The organism is Cryobacterium sp. BB307 (genome assembly GCF_012274275.1).
Taxonomy (GTDB): domain Bacteria; phylum Actinomycetota; class Actinomycetes; order Actinomycetales; family Microbacteriaceae; genus Terrimesophilobacter.
The window spans coordinates 170,791-191,336 of the sequence record NZ_JAANZA010000002.1; the positions used below are offsets into that span (position 1 = coordinate 170,791).

The window sequence follows — 20,546 nt, forward strand, 5'->3', positions numbered from 1 at the left end:
GCGAGTCAGGACTCGCCCACGGTGATCCTTCGCCCGCTCACCTTGGTCGGTCGGATGCGAAGCCAGCGGACGCCCGCGCCCGTGATCCACTTGACTCGGATGCCGCGCTGCTCCGCGAGTCTCGCGATCACCTCCTCGTCGGTGATCTCCTCGGCCTGACCGACCACCAGCACACTCCAGGAGCCCTTGGCATTCGTGTCCGACCCGTCGATCTCAAACGAGACCCACGGCCATTGCAGCGCGGCGTTCAGCTTGGCTCCGACCCCGGTCGGGAAGGTGACACAGCCGGTATCGGCATCGATCACATGGTTGACCGGGAAGATCTCCGGTCGCCCTTCGATGACGACACCGAGCCGGCCGAGCCGTGACTCGGCGAGCAGCCGCGTGCACTCCTCGGGGGAGAGGTCGATGAGCCAAGTGTGCGGGGTCATCGGCGCCAACTCGAGTCGGTCACTCCGGCTGTGCGGAGCTCGTGAGCCGGATCGAACACCGGCCGAGCGGCGGGCATGATGGCGAGGTCGCCGGTGCCGCCGATCGCGACCCGGTCATCGCCCAAGTCAATGCGAATCCTTCGGCCGGCCAACGCGATGCCGTCCAGGTGCAGGCGGTGCACCCACCCAGGCAGGTCGGGAGAGATCCAGAAACGCCCCTCGGATGGGACGGGCTCAAGCTGGAGAATCGTGCGGAGCCACAGCAGCGGGGAAGCCGCCGACCACGCCTGAGGCGAGCATGACGACGGGTAGACGGCCGGCTCACCCAGTTCGTCCCGGGAGAAACCGGCGAACAACTCCGGCGGTCGGCCGTCGAACTCGACAGCGACATCGAGTTGCCGCTCGATAACAGTCATCGCCGCTTCGTGGAACCCATATCTCGACAACCCCCACGCGCAGATGGCGTTGTCATGCGGCCACACCGAACCGTTGTGGTAGCTGACCGGGTTGTAGGCGCGCGCGTTGGCGTCGAGCGTGCGGATGCCCCACCCGCTGTCCATCCCGGAACTCAGCAGTCGTTCGGCGGCGGTTGCTGCGTACCGGTCGTCGACGATGCCCATCCAGAGGCAATGGCCAACGTTGGAGGACGCGACCGCGACCCGCCGTTTCTGGCCATCCAGTGCGAGTGCGAAGCAACCGGCATCCGGGTCCCAGAATTCGGCATTGAACTTCTCACGCAGGCGCGCCGCCTTCTCGAGGCAGTCTTGGCGCAGCTCGTGGTCGTCGGCCAGCGCCGCCAGCTCGGCTCGGGCCAGGTACGCACCATACGTGTAGGCCTGCACCTCGCACAGTGCGATCGAACCGGTCGCGAGCGCGCCGTCGGCGTGCCGGATGGCGTCCCACGAGTCCTTCCAGCCCTGGTTCACCAGGCCGTAATCGCCGACCCGCTCGTACTCGACGAACCCGTCGCCGTCCCGGTCCCCGTAGTTCTCGATCCAGTTCATCGCCGCGTCGATGTGCGGCAGCAGCCGATCCAGCAACTCAGGGTCCGGGTGCCAGCGCTGCAGTTCCGCGGCGACGATGACGAAGAGGAGTGTCGCATCGACTGAGCCGTAGTAGATGTCTGCCTCATCGATGGTGCGGGCGGCGGTGCCGGTGTACCGCACTTCGTGCAGGATCTTGCCCGGTTCCTCGCCAGACCTCTGGTCGACCCGCGTGCCCTGCAGCCGAGCGAGAGTCTGCAGCACCCCGGCGCACAGCGACGGGTCGACGATCAGCGCCATCCACGAGGTCAGCAGCGAGTCGCGGCCGAACAGGGTCATGAACCACGGTGCGCCGGCTGCGATGAGGGGGAGGTCAGGGTGACCCTCATCGCGGATGCGCAGGGCAGCTAAGTCATCCGCCGTGCGTCGTAGGGTGCGAACCAACTCGATGTTGTCGCTCTTCACGTCTAGCCAGAAGCTCTGCTGCTGCTCCTCCAGTTCCCGAGCGGCCTCCTGATTGCTGGCGAGCGGGCCGAACGGACCGACCAGGGTCCCGTGGTGAGTCGAGGCGACGGACACGACCTGACGCCACGTCTCCCGCGGCTCGAGAGACACCTCCCAACGAGCACCCGTTTGGGTCACCGACGCGGTGCCGCCGAAGTCGACGTCAACCGCGCGGTCGGTGTCTCCGGCACGGCGGAACTCCAGCCGGGAGCCGTCGACCCGACACTCACGCTCGCGCTCCACCCGGCGCGACTCCTTGACCTCGAAGAGGTCGGCGAAGTCGCAGTCCGCGTCGAGCGCGACCTCCAGCACGGTCGGTTCCAGCCCGTGGTTGGTGATCTCGATGAGTTCCTTCATGCCGTCCGCGAAGGCGCGACGCCGGAACACGACGATGTCGGCATCCGCGTGCCCGATCTGAGGACGCCCGCGGCCGACGAACGTCCTCACGAACGGGGAGGGGGCGTCGAGTCCCAGCGGTTCCGTCACAGCACCGGCGACCGTGAGCACCCAGTTGGAGAGGATGCGGGTGTCGAGCACGAACAGTCCCTGGGTGAACAGGGGGGACATGTTGCCGTCACCGTCGGACAGCGCGAAGGACCGGCCGCTGATCAGGGACACTCCCGCCTGCGGTCCGTGGACGGCGGGCACAGGGATGGTTCCTTCGAATTGTGTGGTGTCAGCCATCTCTACTCGGCTTGGATGAGTCCGTCGTTGATCTGCTCGCTGCCCAGCATTGCCGCGTAAAGCGCGAGGTGCCTGAGAACCATCCGCTCGGTCGAGAACCGCCTCACCGCCGCGTCGCGGCAGTCATCGCGGTTGAGCCGGTCGACGGCGGCGAGTGCGTCAGCGAGTTCATCCTCGTCATCGCGCAGGTAGCCGGTGACGCCGTCGTCGACGATCTCCGGAGCGGCGCCACCCGGGAACGCAAGCACCGGTGTGCCGCAGGCCAACGACTCGATCATGACCAGACCGAACGGTTCGCGCCACCGGATCGGATTGACGAGCGCCCTGGCGTTCTGCAGGAGTTCGATCTTCTGTTCCGGTCCCACCTCCCCGATGTATTCGGCATCCGAGCCCAGGCGAGGTTCGACGTACTCGCGGAAGTAGGCTCGCTCGCTCGGTTCCCACATCTTCGCGGCGATCAGGATACGATGCCCGGCTTTGCGTGCAATGTCGATGGCGCGGTGGGCGCCCTTCGTGGGTTCCATCCGGCCCAGGAACAGCACATAGTCGCCCGAGCCGTCGCCCTCGCTGTACTGTTCGACGTCGATTCCGTGATGGATGACCTGGCGGAAGCGGAGCCCAGGAGCGCTCCGCCGCTGGTCGTGAGAGATAGCGATCAGTGACACCCGGTCGTCGACGGGTGCCAGCGCGTCGACCTGGCTTGGGATGCATTCCCCGTGCAGTGTCGCAGAGACCGGAATGCCCGCCGGGTGCGAGCCGACCATCGTCGGACCGACACTCGTGTGGTCGTGAATCACGTCGACATCGCGCAGGCTCTTGTACGCGTCGCGGGAGTGACGCAGCGCGAGCATGGGCGGCTCGGGTGTGCCAGCGGCCTTATCGAAGGACCAGCGGCGTTCAGCCGGGTGGGTCGATTCCCCGACGGTGAAAAGGACCGGCTCATGCCCGTGAGTGGCGATTCCGTGAACGAGCTGGTCGATGACCATCTCGATGCCGCCGTACCGGGGCGGCGGGATCGGCACTGCACACGGTGCGATCACGCCGATGCGCATGGTGGGCAGCGACGGCTTAACCGGGCTGGCCTCGAAGCGCGACTCGGGTCGTTTCGCTGGCTCTTGTCTCATGTGGCCTCGTTCGGGGTTTGGCTGAACCTAAGCACCGCAACCTGCGCGGACGCCTGCGCTGGTCTGACCGCTTCGCGGGAGTCCGCTGGCTCTTATCTGAACAGCGCCTCTACACCTGCTGGCCGAGCTCCTGCAGAACGCTGGGAAGTTCGTCGACGAGTTCGCGCGCCAGGTAGCCGGTTGGGCCGATGCGAGCGGCCAGGCGATCACCGGATGCAGCGTGCAGGTGGGTGCCCCAACAGGCCGCCTGCTCGACCGAGGCGCCGCGAGCGAGCAGACCCCCGATGGCGCCGGCGAGCACGTCACCGCTCCCCGAGGTGCCGAGGCCGCCCTGACCGGAGTCATCGACCCACATCCGCCCATCGGGCGCCGCAATATGGCCGAAGCTCGTCACAACCGCGCCGAAGCGCTCGGCGATGCGGCGCAGGTCGTCGGCGCGATCTTCGAGATCTCGCCCGAGCAGCCTGCTTGCCTCACCCTCGTTCGGTGTCAGCACCAGGCGCCCGCGCAGCTCGCCGACCTGCTCGACGACGTGCGGAATCGCCGCGAGCGCGTACGCGTCGAGGAGGACCAGAGTCGAACGCCCGACCAGTTTCGGCAGCTCACTCACGAGCGTGATCGCCTCGTGCGCGTCATCCAGGCCGGGACCGACGACGACAGCGTCCGCGCGGGCCAGTTCGTCTTCCAGCCGGTCAAGCCCGTTGCCGCGCACGGAACCGGCGGCGTCCTCGGCCAGGCCGATCACGCCCGATTCCGGCACGGCGACGGCGACGCCAATCGCAACGGATTCTGCGACGGCGATGGTGAGCCGGCCGGCCCCGACGCGCAGCGCGGCGAGTCCAGCCAGCATCGCAGCGCCGGGGGAGCGGCGCGCCCCGCCGACCACCAGGATGGCGCCGCGGTCGTACTTCGAACCCGCCCCGCTGGGCAGTGGCCACTCCCGCAGCGCGTTCGGCGTGAGCGGCTCAGTGTGGGAAGGCATCCCGATCCCCGGTGTGCGCTGTCACTGCGGCACCGGCATCCTGCAGGTGCTCGACGACGTTGTAGGAGTCAACCGTCCAGGAACCGTCGACCCGCACGAGCCGACTCACCGACGCGTTGAGCACCGGGGTCGACCGGGCCAGCTGGAGGATCTCGGGTTCGGTGAGTCGTTCGCACAGCGACCGGATGATGGTGACGACCGCGTCGTGGGCGACTATGAGCACTGTGCGGTCGGGCTCGAGCCGGTCGATGTCACCGAGCGCCGCGCGCAGCCGGAAAGCGACGTCCACCCACGACTCCCCGCCGGGCGGGCGGTAGTAGTACTTGCCGAGATGCTGACGCCGGGCGGCTTCGGTTGGGTAGCGGGCGATGATGCCGTGCTTCGTCAGCGCGTCGAGGATGCCGAGCTCGCGGTCGCGAAGCCGTTCATCGACGATGAGGTCGAGGTCGCGGCGCTGATTCACCCTGAGGCGCTGCGCCGTCTCCAGCGCCCGGACGTACGGGGAGCACCAGACCACATCCGGGAACTCATCGTCGGAGAGCGATTGCAGCCAGCGGCCGAGCGCATCCGCCTGTTCGACGCCTGTCTCGCTCAACGGGACGTCCGCATCCCTGGACGGAAGCTCGATCTCCTCGGCTCCGCTGGATTCGGCCTTGGACGCGGCGATATTGCCGATGCTCTCGCCGTGGCGGACCAGCGTCAGTGCAGTGACTCCCATGGCAGGCACCCTAAGCCTGAGCGCTGAGCGTCGGACAGGAACGACTGCCGGGCGGCTGGCCGCCGGGAGCCTGGGCTGCTTCAGGGTTGGTAGAAGTACGGGTCGAGCACTCGCACCTCGGTGATGTTGTCGATCGGCAGCGAGTTCAACTCGGCCACCTCCCGGATCGCCTCCGGGTTGGGTCCGTCGTACACGCAGAACGTCTTGCCGTTGTCGGGCGTCACGTACGAGTGCAGCCAGGTGACCTCGCGGCTCGCATTGTTGCCGACAACCGACATGCAGGCGTTGCTCCCGGCCGCGTCCAGCGGAATGCTGAGACCGTCCGGGAAGGTGCGCTCGATCAGGTAGCGGGGCATCATGACCTCCAGTTCGGGCCGGCCGTGCGCCGGCACAGCCCAGCTTTCGCTGCCGGAGGCCCCGCCACATGGGTGACGATTGCCTATTTCGTGCTGTCGTCCGCACTGCCGATCCGTGCGGCGGCCCGACGCGAGTCGACCTGCAGTTTCTGCAGCACCGCCGAGACGTGATGGTCGACGGTGCGCACCGAGACCACCAGTCGGCGCGCAATGTCCGCGTTGGTCAGGCCCTCCGACAGCAGCCCGAGCACCTCGCTCTCGCGGGCCGTCAGACCGGCCGGGTGCGCCCGCGTGGTCTCCATCGCGCCGCGCGGCAGGTTCCGGATGCCGCGTGTCCGCAGTTCCCGTCGGATGCGAGCGGTCGCCCGCGAGGCGCCCAGGGCGATGGCGCCGTCCAGTGCCTCGCGGAGCGCGTGGGTTGACCCTTGGTCGAGCCGCACGAGGACCGACTCGAATGGGCATCCGATCTCCTGCCACGCGGTCGTTGCCTCATCGAATCGGCCGGCCAGCCAGGCGGCGTACGGAGCGGCCGCGCCGCGCGCATCCGGCGTCTCACCCGCCCGCTGCAGCCAGCTCGCGAGCTCTCCGATCGCCCACCCGTGGTCGTACCGGTGTGCAAGCTCCAGCGCCGACTCCAGCCGGTCAGTGCGCGTGACGTCGCCGCCCGCCCAGTACTCGAATTCGGCGCTCGCCACCGCGGCCGGCCACACGCGCTGCAGATCACCGGTCGCCTCGGCCAGCGTCCACGCCTCGTCGAGGGCTTCCCGGGCACCGGGGTCTCCTCGACGCGATCGGATCAACGCGAGCACCGTGGAGGCGACGATCCGCGCGATGACCGGGCAGGCTCGCGAGACGACGGCGTTCGCGAGCGCTGCCGCCTCCGCCCATCGCCCCTGCTCGAGCAGCACGCGTGCCTTCCACGCTGTCGCGTAATCGGCGCTCGCGTCCAGGTCACGCGACTCGCTCCACTCGATGGTCTGATCCAACCACCTCTGCGCTGCGCTGTACCGGCGAATCTCACCCGAACCTGACCCGAGGTTGCTCAGGGCAACGGCGACGAGGGACGGTTCCGCAGCCGCACGGGCGTGCTCGAGCGCCTTCATCAGGGTGTGCTCCGCCTCATCCGGTGCGAGGAAGAGCTGGGCCGAGCCGACAGCGTTGTAAGCGCGGGAAAGCACCCGCTCAGCGCCCTCTTCGCCCGCGAGGTCGATCGCCGCACGGCCCAGGGTCACGGCGGTCGCGTTGTCGCGCGCGAGCATCGCCAGCGTCGCGGCCTGTGACAGAGCGAGCGCGTACGGCTCGCCGCCGACCTGTTCGAGCACCGTGAGGGCACGAGCGATCCGATCGTGTGCTTCCGACCCGCGACCGGCGCTCCAGGTCGCGGACGACGCCATCACGCGGGCCACCCCCGCACGGGTCGGCTGGCCAAGTCGATCGAGAATGTCGGCTGCGCTGTCGAAGCTCGTCACTGCCGCATCCGCGTCGCCGAGCGCCAGACAAGCGGCAGCATGACCCTCGAGAGCCTCGGCCAGCTCGGGGGAGGTGCCGCTGCTGTTCTCCACTACTGCCCGGAAGTGACTCGCTGCTGCCCGTCGCTCACCGTGCGCGGCCGCCTCCCGTGCGGCATCCAGCGAGTGCGTCACGATGGCCACGCGATCGTGCGCTCCGCGTGCGTGCAAGGCGAGTTCCACGGCTCCCGCGTCCGAGAAGGATTCGAGCTGAGCGAGGATGTGTGAGTGCAAACCCCGCCTCTCGGCGGGCGGCACAGTCTGCTCGATCGCCCTCCGCGCTAGTTCGTGGCGAAAGCCGAGCCAACCATCGGTGGCGATCAGGATTCCGTCTTCTACACACTCGTCGATCGCCGCTGGCTGGGCGCTCAGCCGTTCGAGTCGCAGCAGGCTGCACCCGGATGGCATGACCGAGATCAGTTCGAGCGTGCGACGCGCGGCGGGCGACAGCCGGCGTGCTCGACCCAGCACGCTGTCGGCGACGGCCGCGGGCACGTCGTCCAGGCCGGATGCGATGACCTCGGTGACGTAGAACGGGTTGCCGCCGGTCACCTCACGCAGCCTCGCCGCGTCGATGTCGACGCCGGCCGCCAGTTCGGCGACGGCGTCGAGCGACAACGGCGGCACCGCAATGCGGTTCTGCCTGATGCCGGCCAGACGCCCAAGAGCAATTCGAAGCGGATGCTCGTTCCCGACCTCGTCAGACCGGAAAGTCACAATCAGCAGCACCGGGGCGGTGGCGAGTCGCCGAGCGACGTGCACGAGCACGTCCAGGGTTGCCCCGTCCGCCCAATGGACGTCCTCAACGACGACGACCGTCGGCTGCGAGGCGACCTGCGACAGGAAGGTGCTCGCGGTAGCGAACAGGTCCGGGTCTGATCGTGCGCGTTCTGCCAGGTCGCGGCGGATTCGTCCCAGAATTTCCACGACCGCCCCCAGAGCTGGCGCCGGTTCGATCGGGTCGCAGCGTCCGACGAGCACCCTGACCGAATCGGCGTTCGCCCCCACGAATGCAGACACAAGGGCGGACTTGCCGATGCCCGCCTCGCCGCCGACAAGCACCATCCGCCCTGCCCCTGCACGAACCAGGGCAAGGTCGGCGTCGAGTTGCGCCATTGCGGAGTCGCGCTCAAGGAGTGCCACGGCTCGATGGTAGGTCGCGGCTGCTGGTAGCGACACTATCGATAGTGCTACTATCAGTGTGTGAGGATTTCCGAAGCGGCCGACCGGGCACGCGTCAGCCAGACGACACTGAAGTACTACATTCGCGAGGGGCTGGTCCACGAGGGCGCGCGCATCGCGACGAATCAAACCGTGTACGACGAATCCCACGTGAAGCGCGCGAAGCTGGTGCGCGCACTGCTCGAGACCGGGGGACTGTCGGTTGCAGAGGCGGGCCGCGTGCTTGCCGCCGTAGACGAGCATCCGGATGCTCCTGCATACGCCTTCGAGGCCGCACAGCACGCCATGGGGGCCGCGCACCGCGATGCCGGCTCCTCATCCTCACGCGAGCGCGTCACTGAGCTGGCGAAGTCGAGTGGCTGGGGGTACTCGGACCAGAACCCCGGCATCGCGATGGCTGCCCGCGTGCTCGACGGCTTCGACTCGATCGACTTCGCGCTCCCGGATGATTTTCTGGCGAGCTACGCGGCAGCTGCAGAGCGGCTTGCGAAAGCGGACATCCTTGCCCTGCAATCGCGGCACGACACCGAATCGGTGACAGAACTGATGGTCGCTGGCACAGTGCTCGGCGACGCCCTCATCGCCGGGCTCAGGCGAATCGCGCAAGAGAACGAATCGGCGGCCGCCTTTCCGGTCGACCAGTCGCCGGCACAACCAACAACAGGAGAAACGCAATGACAACACACGTCCTACTCGGAGGCAACGGAGCGGTGGGACGTGAGACCGCGACCCAATTGCTCGGGCTGGGAATCGACGTCGCCTCGTTCGGCCGCCGGCCGTCAGAAACGCCCGGCGTGCGCTCGATCATCGGCGACATTCTCGACCTGGACGCGGTCACGCACGCGCTCGACGGTGCGGCCGTCGCCTACCTGCTTGTCGGGCTGCAGTATCGGTTGGGCGTGTGGCGACGCGAATGGCCGATCGTGATGGGCAACGCCATCGAAGCGGCACGCATCAACGGTACGCACCTCTTGTTCCTCGACAACGTCTACTCGTACGGGCGCACGATCGGTCCGATGACCGAGCGGACACCGATCCGACCGACTAGCAAGAAGGGCGAGGTGCGGGCCGGACTGCTCCGGATGCTGGACGACGCTCGCGCGAGCGGCGTCACGGTCACGGTCGCACGCAGCGCCGACTTCTACGGCCCGGGCGCGGCGACCAGCGTTTTCAACATGATGGCCGTCGACAATGCCGCGCGCGGGAAGCGCCCGGTCTGGATGTTCGATGCCACAAAGCCGCACTCGATGACCTACACGCCCGACATCGGTCGCGCACTCGCCCTCATCGGAACAGATGAGCGGGCGGCTGGCGGAACTTGGCACATGCCGACCGCTGCGCCCGCCCGGACAGGCACCGACTACGTCGCCATGCTCGCTGCGGGGGACGTCTCGGTGATGGGTCCAGGAATGATGCGGATCGGCGGGCTGTTCATGTCGGCTGCGCGTGAGGTGATGGAGTTGCGCTACCAGAACACCGAGTCGTACCTATTCGACTCGAATACGTTCGAGTCGACCTTCGGCGTCACGCCGACGCCGTACGCCGATGGCATCGCAGCCACCCTCGACCATGCGAGGCGCACCGTCTAGGTTGGGGGCATGGCAAGCGACGCGGTCGTCCTTACAGTCCCGGGGCCAAACGGCCAGCGCGACGTGCGCATCTCAAGCCCCGACCGGGTGATCTACCCAGAACTCGGCATCACCAAGTTAGATCTCGCCAAGTACATCGTCGATGTAGGCGACGCCTTCGTCACTGCGAATGGCGACCGGCCGGTGACCCTCGAGCGCTTCCCAGACGGGATCGAGGGCGAGCGCTTCTACGCGAAGAACCCGCCGAAGGGCGCACCCGACTACGTCCGGTCCGAGATGGTCATCTACCCGAGCGCGCGCTCGCATCCGCAGCTCGTCATCGATGAGCCGGCCGTCGCGGTCTGGGCGGTGCAGATGAACACGGTCGTCTTCCACCCCTGGCCGTCGCGTGGCAGCAACTCGGACAACCCTGACCAGCTGCGTGTCGACCTCGACCCGCAGCCAGGAACCGACTTCGACGACGCCATCCCGGCGGCGATCGAGCTGCGGGCGATCCTCGCCGAGGCGGGCCTCACCGCCTTCCTGAAGACCTCAGGCAACCGCGGCATCCACGTCTTCGCGCCGATCAAGCCCGTGCGGGAGTTCCTCGACGTGCGGCATGCCGTGATCGCGGCCGCGCGTGAGCTGGAGAGGCGGATGCCGGATGCCGTCACCACCTCGTGGTGGAAGGAGGAGCGCGGCGAGAAGGTGTTCGTCGACTTCAACCAGGCAAACCGCGACCGCACCATGGCCGGCGCGTACAGTCCGCGCGCGCTGCCGCACGCACCGGTGTCCTGCCCGATCAGCTGGGACGAGCTGGAGAACACCGACCCGAAGAAGCACACCATCCTGACCATGCCCGAGCGGCTGCGCACGGTGGGCGACCCGTGGTCGGACTTCGGAGCCGACCCCGGCACGATCAACGAGTTGCTCGGCTGGTGGGAACGCGACCTGGCGAACGGGCTGGGCGAACTGCCGTTCCCGCCTGACTACCCGAAGATGCCCGGCGAGCCGCCGCGCGTGCAGCCGAGCAGGGCGCGCAAGCCTGACTGAGCAGGCCGACTGGGAGTGCACCCAGACTCGTTGAATGCCCTTTCCGGTGGGCGTAGCCTTCACACGAGTTTTCAACGAGGAGAGCACGGTGGTTTGGCAGCAGTCCCGCTGGCTGCCCGCGATCGTCGCACCGGCGGTCGTCGCGGCAGGGGTGCTCGGTGTGAGCGCCGCCAGCAGCGTCGACCTGCCCGGGAAGACCCCGGAGCAGGTGCTCGCGCTTGTTGCCGGTCACACGGTTGACGCGTTCTCCGGCACCCTCGAACAGCACAGCGAGCTGGGGCTGCCGGAGCTCCCGGATGTCGGTACGCCGACCGGCGACGATGTTGCGGCCGCCCTCGACCTGCTCGCCGGTTCTCACACCGTGCGGGTCTATGTGGATGGCCCCAGCAAGGCGCGGGTCCAGGTGATGGAGCGCTTCGACGAACGCGACCTGGTGCGAAACGGCGCCGACGCGTGGCTCTACGACTCCTCCACCCAGACGGCGACCCACTTCGCGGTGCCGGATGCCGCATCCGGACACTCCGACATGGACCCGCAGCACATGGGGATGACCCCGGAAGACCTCGCCGCACGCTTCCTAGACACGGCCGACCCGTCGACGGAGGTGACCCTGGGCGACACGACATCAGTGGCCGGACGAGCCGCGTACCAACTCGAGCTGGATCCGCGTACTGAAGCGACATTGGTCGACATGGTCACGATTGCCGTCGACGGGGAGACCGGCCTACCGCTGGCAGTCACCGTCTTCGCCGTGGGCCAGGCGGCCCCGGCGGCCAGTGTGGCGTTCACCGACATCACGCTCGAGACGCCGCCGGCCGAGCGGTTCGAGTTCACCCCGCCGCCCGGCACCACAGTTACCGAGCACGCCAAGAAGGCGGAAGGCGACAAGCGAGCTGACTCGGGTGAGGAGCCGACCACTCTCGGCAGGGGCTGGGAAACGGTGGTCGTGCTCCCGGCCGGCAGCGCACCGGTCGACGCGTTGCAGTCGCCGCAGTTGCAGCAGCTCAGCACCACGGTGCCGGGCGGGCGGCTGATCAGCACCGCGCTGGTGAGCGTCCTCGTGACCGACGACGGAAGCGTGCTGATGGGCGCGGTTCCGCCGGAGACCCTGCTGTCCCTGGCATCCGGTCAGTGAGCGGCAGTGCCCTCTGAGAGCCGGCTCGCGATCGAGACCAGCGGGCTGAGCAAGCGCTTCCGAACGCGCTTGGCTGTGGCTGACGTCGAGCTCGCGGTGCCAGCGGGCAGCGTATTCGGGTTTCTCGGCCCGAATGGGTCGGGGAAGACCACCACCATCCGGATGCTGCTCGGCCTCGCCGCCGCATCCGCTGGGCGGATCGCCCTGCTCGGCGAGGAGATGCCGGGCGCGGCGGCCACGGTGCTGCCCAGGGTGGGCGCACTCGTCGAGGGGCCGGCGTTCTACCCGTACCTCTCCGGTGCGGCCAACCTGAACCGGCTGGACCATGCCAATCCGTTCGCGACTCGGGTCAGCCGAGCACGGCGGGTGGCGTATGCGCTCGACCGGGTCGGCTTGACGAGCGCGGCACGCAAGAAGGTGGGGGAGTACTCACTCGGGATGAAGCAGCGGCTCGGCATCGCGAACGCACTGCTCATGCCCCGCGACCTGCTGGTGCTGGACGAGCCGACGAACGGCCTCGACCCGCAGGGTACGCGTGAGGTGCGAAACCTGGTGCGCACGCTCGCCGATGACGGGACGACGGTGTTCGTGTCCAGCCACCTGCTCAGCGAGGTCGAGCAGCTGTGCAGCCACATCGCGGTGCTGAGCGCGGGACGGCTGGTCGCGCAGGGCAGGGTCGACGCGCTGCGGTCGAATGGGTCGGCGACGGTGAACGTGCGAACCCCGGATGTCGCGCGCGCCAGGGCCGTGCTGGAACGGCTCGGCATGCACCCTGCTGTTGACACCGCCGCGGGGCTGGTCAGCTCCGGGCCCGCCGAGCCGGCCGTGACGCCGGAGGACATCGTCGCCGCGCTCGTCGCGGACGGCGTGCGCGTGCGGGGGTTCAGCATGGAGAGTGCCAGCCTCGAGGAGCGGTTCGTGGAGCTGACCGGTGAGGGGTTCGACGTTGCCCAGTGAGCCCGCCGTGCGGGCGGTCCAGGCTGACGAGGTGCACACCGCCCGCCAGCCTCTGCTGCTTGCGCTGCTCGCATCCGAGCTGACCCTGCTGTTCCGGCGCCGCCGGACCTGGGCGATGCTGGTCGCGCTCGCCGCGGTGCCGATGCTGATCGCGGTGGCGGTGCGGGTCACCGCGGTGGAACCGCCACCTGGGCGCGGCCCACCGTTTCTCGACAGCATCACGAGCAACGGCCTGTTCGTGGCGGTCACCGCGCTCGTGGTGTGCATCCCGCTGTTCCTGCCGCTCACCGTCGGAGTCGTCGCAGGCGACAGCATCGCGGGGGAGTCGCAGTCCGGCACCCTGCGCTACCTGCTAATCGCCCCGGCCGGCCGGGCGAGACTGCTCGTGGTCAAGTACGCGGTGGTGGCGGTGTTCTGTGCGTGCGCGACGCTCACCATCGCGCTCGCCGGCACGCTCATCGGGCTGGCGCTGTTCCCGGTCGGGCCGGTGACCCTGCTCTCGGGTGACACGATCGAGATCGGCGAGTCGCTCATCCGGTTGCTGCTGATCACCAGCTACATCACCATCTCGCTGCTCGGGTTCGCCGCGATCGGGCTGTTCGTCTCGACGCTCACCGATGTGCCGGTGGGCGCGATGGCGGCCACGGTTGTGCTGTCGATCGTGTCGCAGGTGCTGGACAACCTGCCGCAGCTCGAGTGGCTGCACCCGTGGCTGTTCACCCACTATTGGCTGGGCTTCTCCGACCTGCTGCGGCAGCCGATCGAGTGGAGTTCTCTTGCGTCGAACGCGCTGCTGCAGCTCGGCTACCTTGCGGTGTTCGGCGCGCTCGCGTTCGGGCGGTTCACCACTCGGGATGTGCTGACCTGAGCCGCGAGGCACCTCAGGCGAGCACGCCGCCCAGGTCGTAGGCGATCGGCCGCTCAAGCTGGTCGAAGGTGCAGGACCGCGCGTCCCGATCGGGGCGCCAGCGCAGGAACTGGGCGGTGTGCCGGAAGCGCCTGCCCTCCATCTGGTCGTACTTCACCTCAACGACGACGGTCGGCTCGAGCCGCACGAACGACACATCCCGGCCGGAGGAGAAGCGGCTGCGATCGGTCTCGCCGAGCTCGGCTTTGCCTTCGGCGTCGCGGATGACGAGGGGGTCGAGTTCCTCGACCAGTTGCAGCCGCACCTTGTCGCTGAATGCGCTGATGCCGCCGACATTCAGCAGCGTGCCATCGTCGTCGTACAGCCCGAGCAGTAGCGACCCGACACCCTGCCCGCTCTTGTGCACCCGGTAGCCGAGGACGACGGCATCCGCTGTCCGCTGGTGTTTGACCTTCAGCATCAGGCGCTTGTTCGGCACGTAACCCTGGGCGAGCGGCTTGGCGACCACCCCGTCGAGGCCCGCGCCCTCGAACTCCACCAGCCACCTGCGGGCGAGTTCGACATCCTGGGTCACCTGACTGAGCTTGATCGGGTCGTCCACGGAGTCGAGGAACGACTCGAGTTCGGCGCGACGCTCGGAGAACGGCGCATCGAGAAGGCTGCGGTCGCCGACCGAGATGAGGTCGAAGGCGACGAACATCGCCGGCGTCTCGACCGACAGCTTCCGGACGCGGCTCTCCGCCGGGTGGATGCGCTGGCTGAGCGTCTCCCAATCAAGTTTCTGGTTGCCCGGTTGGCCGGTCGGCACCACGATTTCGCCGTCGAGCACGCATGGTCCGGGCAGGAGGCGGGCGAACGCATCGGTCAGTTCGGGGAAGTAGCGGGTGAGCATCTTCGAGCCGCGGCTGCCGATCTCGACCGTGTCGCCGTCGAAGTAGATGATGGCGCGGAAGCCGTCCCATTTCGGCTCGTAGCTCAGGCCGCCGTCGACCGAGTCGGGTTCCGGCACAGCGGTGACGGCCTTGGCGAGCATCGGTGCGACGGGATCGGACGGCGTCGGGATCATGCTGAAGATCCTCCCTGCTGGGCGCGGCGCTGTCCACGCCTGTCGTGCATTCGGCGGTCAGTCGTCGTCGGAGCTGATCAACCGGCGGCGCACCGAGAGCGGCTCGGTGTCGGGGCGGCCGACGAGCATCCGCTCGACCTCGTCGAGCACCTCGACCACGTGCGCGCGGTCCGCAGCGACGACCGCAACCCCGACCGCCGTGCGCCGGTACAGCTCCTGATGCCCGACCTCGGCAACCGACAGCTGGTAGCGCCGTTTCACCTCGGCGATGATGGGGCGCACAACCGACCGTTTCTCCTTCAGCGAGTGCACGTCGCCGAGCAGGAGGTCGACCTCCAGCGTGCCGGTCCACATGGCCCAATGCTAGGCATCCGTATGCGGAACGTCAGGAGCATCGGGAATGCTCGGTAAACTGGATCTCGTTTGCGCCCGGCGCACGGATGCGTCGGCCTGCTGAAAGGAAGACATTGGAGCGGGAACGCACTGCCGAACTCGAGCGGTGGAACGCTCGCCAAGCCCTGGCCGAGACGATGATCCCCCTCATCGGGAACCTGTACCGCAACTACGGGGTTGTTCCGTCCATCCACGGACGCCGGCTGATCAACCAGTCGCCCGTGGAGATCCTCAAGGCGCACCGCTTCGCGCGCAAGCTCAACGACACCGAGCTGCCCATCGAGGAGACCCTCTCGGTGTTGGCCGCGCTCGTCGAACTGCAGCCCAGGTCGGCGTCGATCGACCTCGCCAAGCTCGTGCTGCGCTACCGCGAAGCAGGCAACGGACGCGACCTGCTCGAGTTCCTGCGTGAGGAGCTCGAACCGGCGCTCGGTGCCAGCCCCCGCCACGGCGCGGGCGTTGACGTCGTGCTCTACGGCTTCGGTCGCATCGGACGTCTGCTGGCCCGCATCCTGATCTCGCACGCGGGCAATGGCGAGGGCCTCCGCCTGCGCGCCATCGTGGTCCGCCGCGGCGCGGAGAACGACCTGCTGAAGCGCGCCAGCCTGCTGCGCCGCGACTCCATCCACGGCCCGTTCGAGGGCACCATCACCGTCGACGTCGAGAACAACACGATCCTCGCCAATGGCACGCTGATCCAGGTCATCTACTCGGATGACCCGTCCACCGTCGACTACGAGGCGTACGGCATCCGCGACGCCATCGTTGTCGACAACACCGGACGCTGGCGCGACCGGGAGGGCCTCGAGAACCACCTGAAGAACACCGGCGTCGCCCGTGTGCTGCTCACCGCGCCGGGCAAGGGCGACATCAAGAACGTCGTCTACGGCATCAACCACACGACCATCGAACCGGATGACCGGGTGCTGTCCGCCGCATCCTGCACCACCAACGCGATCGTGCCCGTGCTGAAGGCGGTCAACGACGCGTACGGTGTGCGGCACGGTCACGTCGAGACGGTGCACTCCTACACCAACGATCAGAACCTCACCGACAACTTCCACAAGGGCGACCGCCGCGGCCGCTCGGCGCCGATGAACATGGTGATCACCCAGACCGGTGCCGCGAGCGCGGTTGCGAAGGCGCTCCCGGAGCTGGCCGGGAAGCTGACCGGCAACGCCATCCGGGTGCCAACCCCTGACGTGTCGATGGCCATCCTCAACCTGCAACTGGAGACCCCGACCTCGGTGGAGGAGGTCAACAGCTACCTGCGTGGGCTGTCGCTCGATTCGACGCTGCAGCAGCAGATCGACTTCACCGACTCGCCGGAGGTCGTGTCCACCGACTTCGTCGGCTCGCACCGTGCCGGCATCGTCGACGGTCTCGCCACCATCTGTGACGGCACCAACCTGGTGCTGTACGTCTGGTACGACAATGAATTCGGCTACAGCAGCCAGGTGGTGCGCGTGCTCGAGCACATGGCGGCCACTCACCCGCGGGTGCTGCCCGAGCGCGCCGCCACGGTTGAAGCGCACACCGGTCAGCTCTCGATCGTCTGAGCCGTCAGCGCCTCGTTCCACTTGGTGAGCTTGTCCGGGTTCAGAGTCATCCACACGTTGGTGAGACGCCCGTCCCGGATGCCGACGCTGCCGGTCGCGTAGACCAGGCCGCCGCTTCGCGCGACAATGCCGAGCTCGCCGTTGACCGGTTCGAAGCTGAACTCGGTGTCCACCGCCTTGTTCATGAGGCCGAGCAGGAAGCGCGCAACGTTCTGCGCTCCGAAGATCGGGTTGAGCGCGGCGCGGGCCTTGCCTCCGCCGTCGGACACTGCGACGACGCTCGGGTCGAGCAGCGGTAGGAGTGTCTGAAGGTCACCGGTCATGCAGGCGGTGGCGAACTCGGCGACCACCCGCGCATGCTCTGACCGGTCCGGCTCGGCCGCTTGACGTCGGTCCCGGATGTGTCGGCGGGCGGTCGAGGCCAGCTGCCGCACCGCATCCGGCGACCGCCCGACGATCGTGGCGACCTCGTCGAACGACATCCCGAAGACGTCGTGCAGCACGAAGCTCACCCGCTCGGCCGGAGTCAGGCTCTCGAGCACGACCATGAGCGCCATACTCACCGACTCATCGAGCGTCACCCGCTCGGCAGGGTCGCTCGCGGCATCCGGTAACGGCTCCGGCAGCCACTCGCCGACGTACTGTTCTCGTCTCGCGCGTGCCGAACCGAGCATGTCGAGACAGACGCGACCGATCACGCGGACGTTCCAAGCGTCGGGGCTGTCGATGCCCTGACGTTGACCGTCATCGAGTGCCGCCCAGCGCGCGTAGGTCTCCTGCACGGCGTCCTCGGCATCGTGGTAGGAACCGAGCAGTCGGTAGGCGACATTAAGCAGCAGTTGACGGTCAGTCATGGACCAATTCTCTCCTGACTGCCGGGCCACCGAGTTTCAGCCACCGGTAGGCGCCGGCACGGCGCCGCTCGGCGAGCACGCTGCCGCGGGCGAAGCGGCTGATCGACTCCTTCACTAACGCGCCAAGGCCGGATCGCAGCACAATCCGGCGTGGCCGGTCGTCGCGGGTGAGGAACTGCACAAGGCCGTCCCGGCGGCCGAGACTCATGCACAGGAAGACGTAGCCGAGCGAGAATTGCGGCTGCGGGCCGCCGGTGACGGATGCCGCGATCACGTCGGCCGCGTGGGCACCCTGCGGCAGCGCGGTCGCGCACGCCATGCGCAGGTGCGGCTGCTCTGGCAGCACGCACGCGTCGCCAGCGCCGAGGATGCTCGGGTCGGAAAGGCTGCGCAGGCTGGCATCGACGATGAGGCGGCCGGTGCCGTCGACCTCGAGGCCGCTATCGCGGGCGAGCGTCGGCACGGCGAAGGTGCCGGCCCACACCACCAGGTCGGCGTCCAGGCGGCGGCCGTCGTCGGTGAGAGCGCCGCCCTGGTCGACGGATGCGACGCGACTGTCATCGAGGACGGTGACGCCGTGCCGTGTCAGCCAGGTTCTTGCTCGCTGGCGCGCTGCGGGGGATACGCCGGCGAGCAGCTCACTGCCGGCGGCGATGGTGACGGCAGCGGTTGTCTGGGTTGCGAGCTCTGCCGACAGCTCCACCGCGGTTGCACCACCGCCGATGACCAGGACCGCCGCTCCCGGCGCACGGTCGGCCAGCCTCGCGCGGAGCGCTCGAGCGCCGTCGAGTCCCGCAGCCTGCAGCGCGAACTCGGCGGCGCCGGGGACCGAGTTCACCGTCTCGCCGCTGCCGACCGCGTAGACCAGTTCGTCGTAGGCGACGGTCGTCGCATCCGCCAACTCGATCTGCCGCTCGGCAGCGCGGATCCGGGTCGCCTGTGCGTGCAGCACGCGCACGCGCGGATTGAGCATGCGGGGCAGCGGATGGACGACGGTGCTCTCGTCCGCCCCGGCTGCGAGCTCATGCAATCGGATCCGGTCGACGAACACGCCGCGCGGGTCGACGATGGTGACCGAGGCGGTCTCGCCCAAACGTCCGGCGAGGCGATTGGCGGCGGTGAGCCCGGCGTACCCGGCTCCGAGGACTACGACACGTGTGACGTTCATGCCCCTATGACGACGCAGCCCCTCCAAATGTGAGGCGTGGAGGGCGCACACAGGTGGGGGGCGTGTGATCATCGGGCAATCGCCCCATCGACGAAGGAGGAGAAGTGCTGAACTACACAGGCGCATTCAGCGGTTTCAGCGTCGACGACCTCGAGGAGGCGCGCCGTTTCTACAGCGAGAGCCTCGGGCTCACCGTCAGCGACGCCGCGATGGGAACGCTTTCACTCACCCTGCCCGGCGGGGCGCGAGTGATGGTGTACGAGAAGGAGACACATGAGCCCTCGACTCATACGGTTTTGAACTTCGAAGTCGACGACGTCGACGTCGCGGTCGACGAACTGAACAACTCCGGCATCAAGACGAAAATCTACGACGACCCGGAGCTCAACACCGATGAACGCGGGATCGCGCGCGACGAGCAGTTGGGAATGGAGATCGCCTGGTTCCTGGACCCGGCAGGCAACCCCATCTCCGTCCTCAGATCCTGAATCCCACCCGCGTCCTTCGGTCGGTATCGTCGTAACCGACGTTTTCCCGTACAGAAGAGACGCTTGTGCCCGATTCCCCGGCTTCGGCCACGCCGTATGAGGTGCTCGGCGTGCCGCCGACCGCGAGCCAGGAGGAGCTCAAGCGCGCCTACCGCAAGGCGTTGCGCCAGTCGCATCCGGATGTCGGCGGCGAGTCCGCGCGCTTCCACGCGGTGCAGCGGGCGTGGGCGCGCGTCGGCGACCCGGTCGCACGGGCGGACTACGATCGCGGTGCCGGCCGGCGTTCGGCGGTCGTCCCGGGGCCTGAGCGGCGCAAAACCCACGACTCGGCGCTGCGGGCGCGTTTGTACGGGCATCCGGGTGGTGCCGCGCGTGAAGAGTTCCTGACCCTGATGCGCGAGTGGACCGGACGCGGCGTCGAGGCCGACCCGTACGATCCGGCGCTCGTGCAGTCGGCGCCGCGCGAGATCCGGCGGCGGCTTGCGGCCGCGCTCGCCCAGGAGGCGACCGCGAAGGCCCTCGCGAAGCTCGGCATCGGCTACACCGTGTGGAGCGATGTCGCCGCGGGCGATGGCAAGATCGACCACGTCGTGCTCGGACCGGCCGGCCTGTTCGCGGTCACCTCTGCGGACTGGGGCGGCGAGGTGCGACTGAAACGGGGCGAGCTGACCGGCGACACCCTCGGCGCCGCGCAGCCGATCAAGGAGCTCTCCCGGAGCGCGCGTGCCCTCGGCCGGCAACTGGGCGTGAAGTTCACCGGCCTGCTCGTCGTGGTGCCGGATGACGACCTCAAGGAGGCGGTGAGCGTCGTGGGGCGGAAGGCGGATGCCGCGGTGATCCGCCGCTCGGTGCTGCCGATGGTCGTGCGCGACGGCATCGCCGGTGGCACCCGGCGCAGCATCGAGGACGCGTTCGAGCTGCGCACACGCCTGCAACACGGCATCCGGTTTGTCTGAGACGAAGGA

General features: G+C 68.2%; 20 protein-coding genes. 9 read left to right on the forward strand and 11 right to left on the reverse strand.

Going from position 1 to position 20,546, the window contains the following annotated elements; genetic code table 11:
• Positions 1-5: 5 nt before the first annotated feature.
• The 7 genes from HGK58_RS08110 to HGK58_RS08140 all read right to left on the reverse strand — a co-directional run bounded on the left by HGK58_RS08110 (position 6) and on the right by HGK58_RS08140 (position 8,433).
• Positions 6-431, reverse strand: a complete 426-nt coding sequence (locus HGK58_RS08110; protein ID WP_168627087.1) for a pyridoxamine 5'-phosphate oxidase family protein — start codon at positions 429-431, stop codon at positions 6-8.
• Positions 428-2,602, reverse strand: a complete 2,175-nt coding sequence (locus tag HGK58_RS08115; protein WP_168627088.1) for a glycogen debranching N-terminal domain-containing protein — start codon at positions 2,600-2,602, stop codon at positions 428-430. Before HGK58_RS08115 ends, HGK58_RS08110 begins: the two co-directional genes overlap by 4 nt.
• A gap of 2 nt (positions 2,603-2,604) precedes the next feature.
• Positions 2,605-3,726, reverse strand: a complete 1,122-nt coding sequence (locus HGK58_RS08120) for a glycosyltransferase family 4 protein (RefSeq protein WP_168627089.1) — start codon at positions 3,724-3,726, stop codon at positions 2,605-2,607.
• Positions 3,727-3,835: 109 nt separating this feature from the next.
• The gene (locus HGK58_RS08125; RefSeq protein ID WP_168627090.1) at positions 3,836-4,708 is read right to left on the reverse strand and encodes an NAD(P)H-hydrate dehydratase; all 873 of its coding nucleotides are present in this window, start codon (positions 4,706-4,708) and stop codon (positions 3,836-3,838) included.
• On the reverse strand, positions 4,692-5,426 hold the full coding sequence (locus HGK58_RS08130; RefSeq protein WP_168627091.1) for a histidine phosphatase family protein: 735 nt from the start codon (positions 5,424-5,426) through the stop codon (positions 4,692-4,694). The genes HGK58_RS08125 and HGK58_RS08130 overlap by 17 nt, the downstream gene beginning before the upstream one ends.
• Positions 5,427-5,506: 80 nt before the next feature.
• Positions 5,507-5,782, reverse strand: coding sequence for a DUF4242 domain-containing protein (locus tag HGK58_RS08135; RefSeq protein ID WP_168627092.1), 276 nt, complete (start codon positions 5,780-5,782; stop codon positions 5,507-5,509).
• Between the two features lie 83 nt (positions 5,783-5,865).
• Positions 5,866-8,433 carry a LuxR family transcriptional regulator gene (locus HGK58_RS08140; protein WP_168627093.1) on the reverse strand — a complete coding sequence of 856 codons (2,568 nt, stop codon included), beginning with the start codon at positions 8,431-8,433 and terminating at the stop codon, positions 5,866-5,868.
• Positions 8,434-8,493: 60 nt separating this feature from the next.
• Between HGK58_RS08140 and HGK58_RS08145 the strand changes: the two genes are divergently transcribed.
• The 6 genes from HGK58_RS08145 to HGK58_RS08170 are packed head-to-tail and all read left to right on the forward strand — an operon-like array spanning position 8,494 to position 14,053.
• Positions 8,494-9,150 (forward strand): MerR family transcriptional regulator, encoded by a 657-nt coding sequence (locus HGK58_RS08145; protein ID WP_168627094.1) that lies wholly within the window; start codon positions 8,494-8,496, stop codon positions 9,148-9,150.
• Positions 9,147-10,061, forward strand: coding sequence for an NAD-dependent epimerase/dehydratase family protein (locus tag HGK58_RS08150; RefSeq protein WP_168627095.1), 915 nt, complete (start codon positions 9,147-9,149; stop codon positions 10,059-10,061). The genes HGK58_RS08145 and HGK58_RS08150 overlap by 4 nt, the downstream gene beginning before the upstream one ends.
• 9 nt (positions 10,062-10,070) lie before the next feature.
• Positions 10,071-11,093, forward strand: coding sequence for a non-homologous end-joining DNA ligase (gene ligD, locus HGK58_RS08155; protein ID WP_193509694.1), 1,023 nt, complete (start codon positions 10,071-10,073; stop codon positions 11,091-11,093).
• 34 nt (positions 11,094-11,127) lie between these two features.
• A complete protein-coding gene (locus HGK58_RS08160) occupies positions 11,128-12,228 on the forward strand; it encodes a DUF2092 domain-containing protein (RefSeq protein WP_168627096.1) in 1,101 nt (366 codons plus the stop codon).
• A 6-nt stretch (positions 12,229-12,234) separates the two neighbouring features.
• Positions 12,235-13,185, forward strand: a complete 951-nt coding sequence (locus HGK58_RS08165; RefSeq protein WP_168627097.1) for an ATP-binding cassette domain-containing protein — start codon at positions 12,235-12,237, stop codon at positions 13,183-13,185.
• A gap of 7 nt (positions 13,186-13,192) precedes the next feature.
• On the forward strand, positions 13,193-14,053 hold the full coding sequence (locus HGK58_RS08170) for an ABC transporter permease (protein ID WP_349236174.1): 861 nt from the start codon (positions 13,193-13,195) through the stop codon (positions 14,051-14,053).
• Between the two features lie 13 nt (positions 14,054-14,066).
• Here HGK58_RS08170 and HGK58_RS08175 read toward each other — a convergent pair whose 3' ends face one another.
• Positions 14,067-15,119: an ATP-dependent DNA ligase gene (locus tag HGK58_RS08175; RefSeq protein ID WP_168627099.1), complete on the reverse strand. Its 1,053-nt coding sequence runs from the start codon at positions 15,117-15,119 to the stop codon at positions 14,067-14,069.
• A gap of 57 nt (positions 15,120-15,176) precedes the next feature.
• Positions 15,177-15,473: a DUF503 domain-containing protein gene (locus HGK58_RS08180; RefSeq protein ID WP_168627100.1), complete on the reverse strand. Its 297-nt coding sequence runs from the start codon at positions 15,471-15,473 to the stop codon at positions 15,177-15,179.
• Between the two features lie 113 nt (positions 15,474-15,586).
• On the opposite strand from HGK58_RS08180, the gene HGK58_RS08185 reads away from it, so the two are divergent.
• Complete coding sequence (locus tag HGK58_RS08185; RefSeq protein WP_282597251.1) at positions 15,587-17,071, forward strand: glyceraldehyde-3-phosphate dehydrogenase; 1,485 nt, start codon at positions 15,587-15,589, stop codon at positions 17,069-17,071.
• Here HGK58_RS08185 and sigJ read toward each other — a convergent pair.
• Together sigJ and HGK58_RS08195 are read right to left on the reverse strand one after the other, a co-directional pair.
• Positions 17,053-17,925 (reverse strand): RNA polymerase sigma factor SigJ, encoded by an 873-nt coding sequence (sigJ, locus tag HGK58_RS08190; protein ID WP_168627102.1) that lies wholly within the window; start codon positions 17,923-17,925, stop codon positions 17,053-17,055. The two genes, HGK58_RS08185 and sigJ, sit on opposite strands and share 19 nt — an antisense overlap.
• Positions 17,918-19,093, reverse strand: coding sequence for an FAD-dependent oxidoreductase (locus tag HGK58_RS08195; protein ID WP_168627103.1), 1,176 nt, complete (start codon positions 19,091-19,093; stop codon positions 17,918-17,920). Before HGK58_RS08195 ends, sigJ begins: the two co-directional genes overlap by 8 nt.
• 104 nt (positions 19,094-19,197) lie before the next feature.
• On the opposite strand from HGK58_RS08195, the gene HGK58_RS08200 reads away from it, so the two are divergent.
• Positions 19,198-19,581: a VOC family protein gene (locus tag HGK58_RS08200; protein WP_168627104.1), complete on the forward strand. Its 384-nt coding sequence runs from the start codon at positions 19,198-19,200 to the stop codon at positions 19,579-19,581.
• A gap of 65 nt (positions 19,582-19,646) precedes the next feature.
• A complete protein-coding gene (locus HGK58_RS08205; RefSeq protein WP_168627105.1) occupies positions 19,647-20,537 on the forward strand; it encodes a DnaJ domain-containing protein in 891 nt (296 codons plus the stop codon).
• The last annotated feature ends 9 nt before the right edge of the window (positions 20,538-20,546 follow it).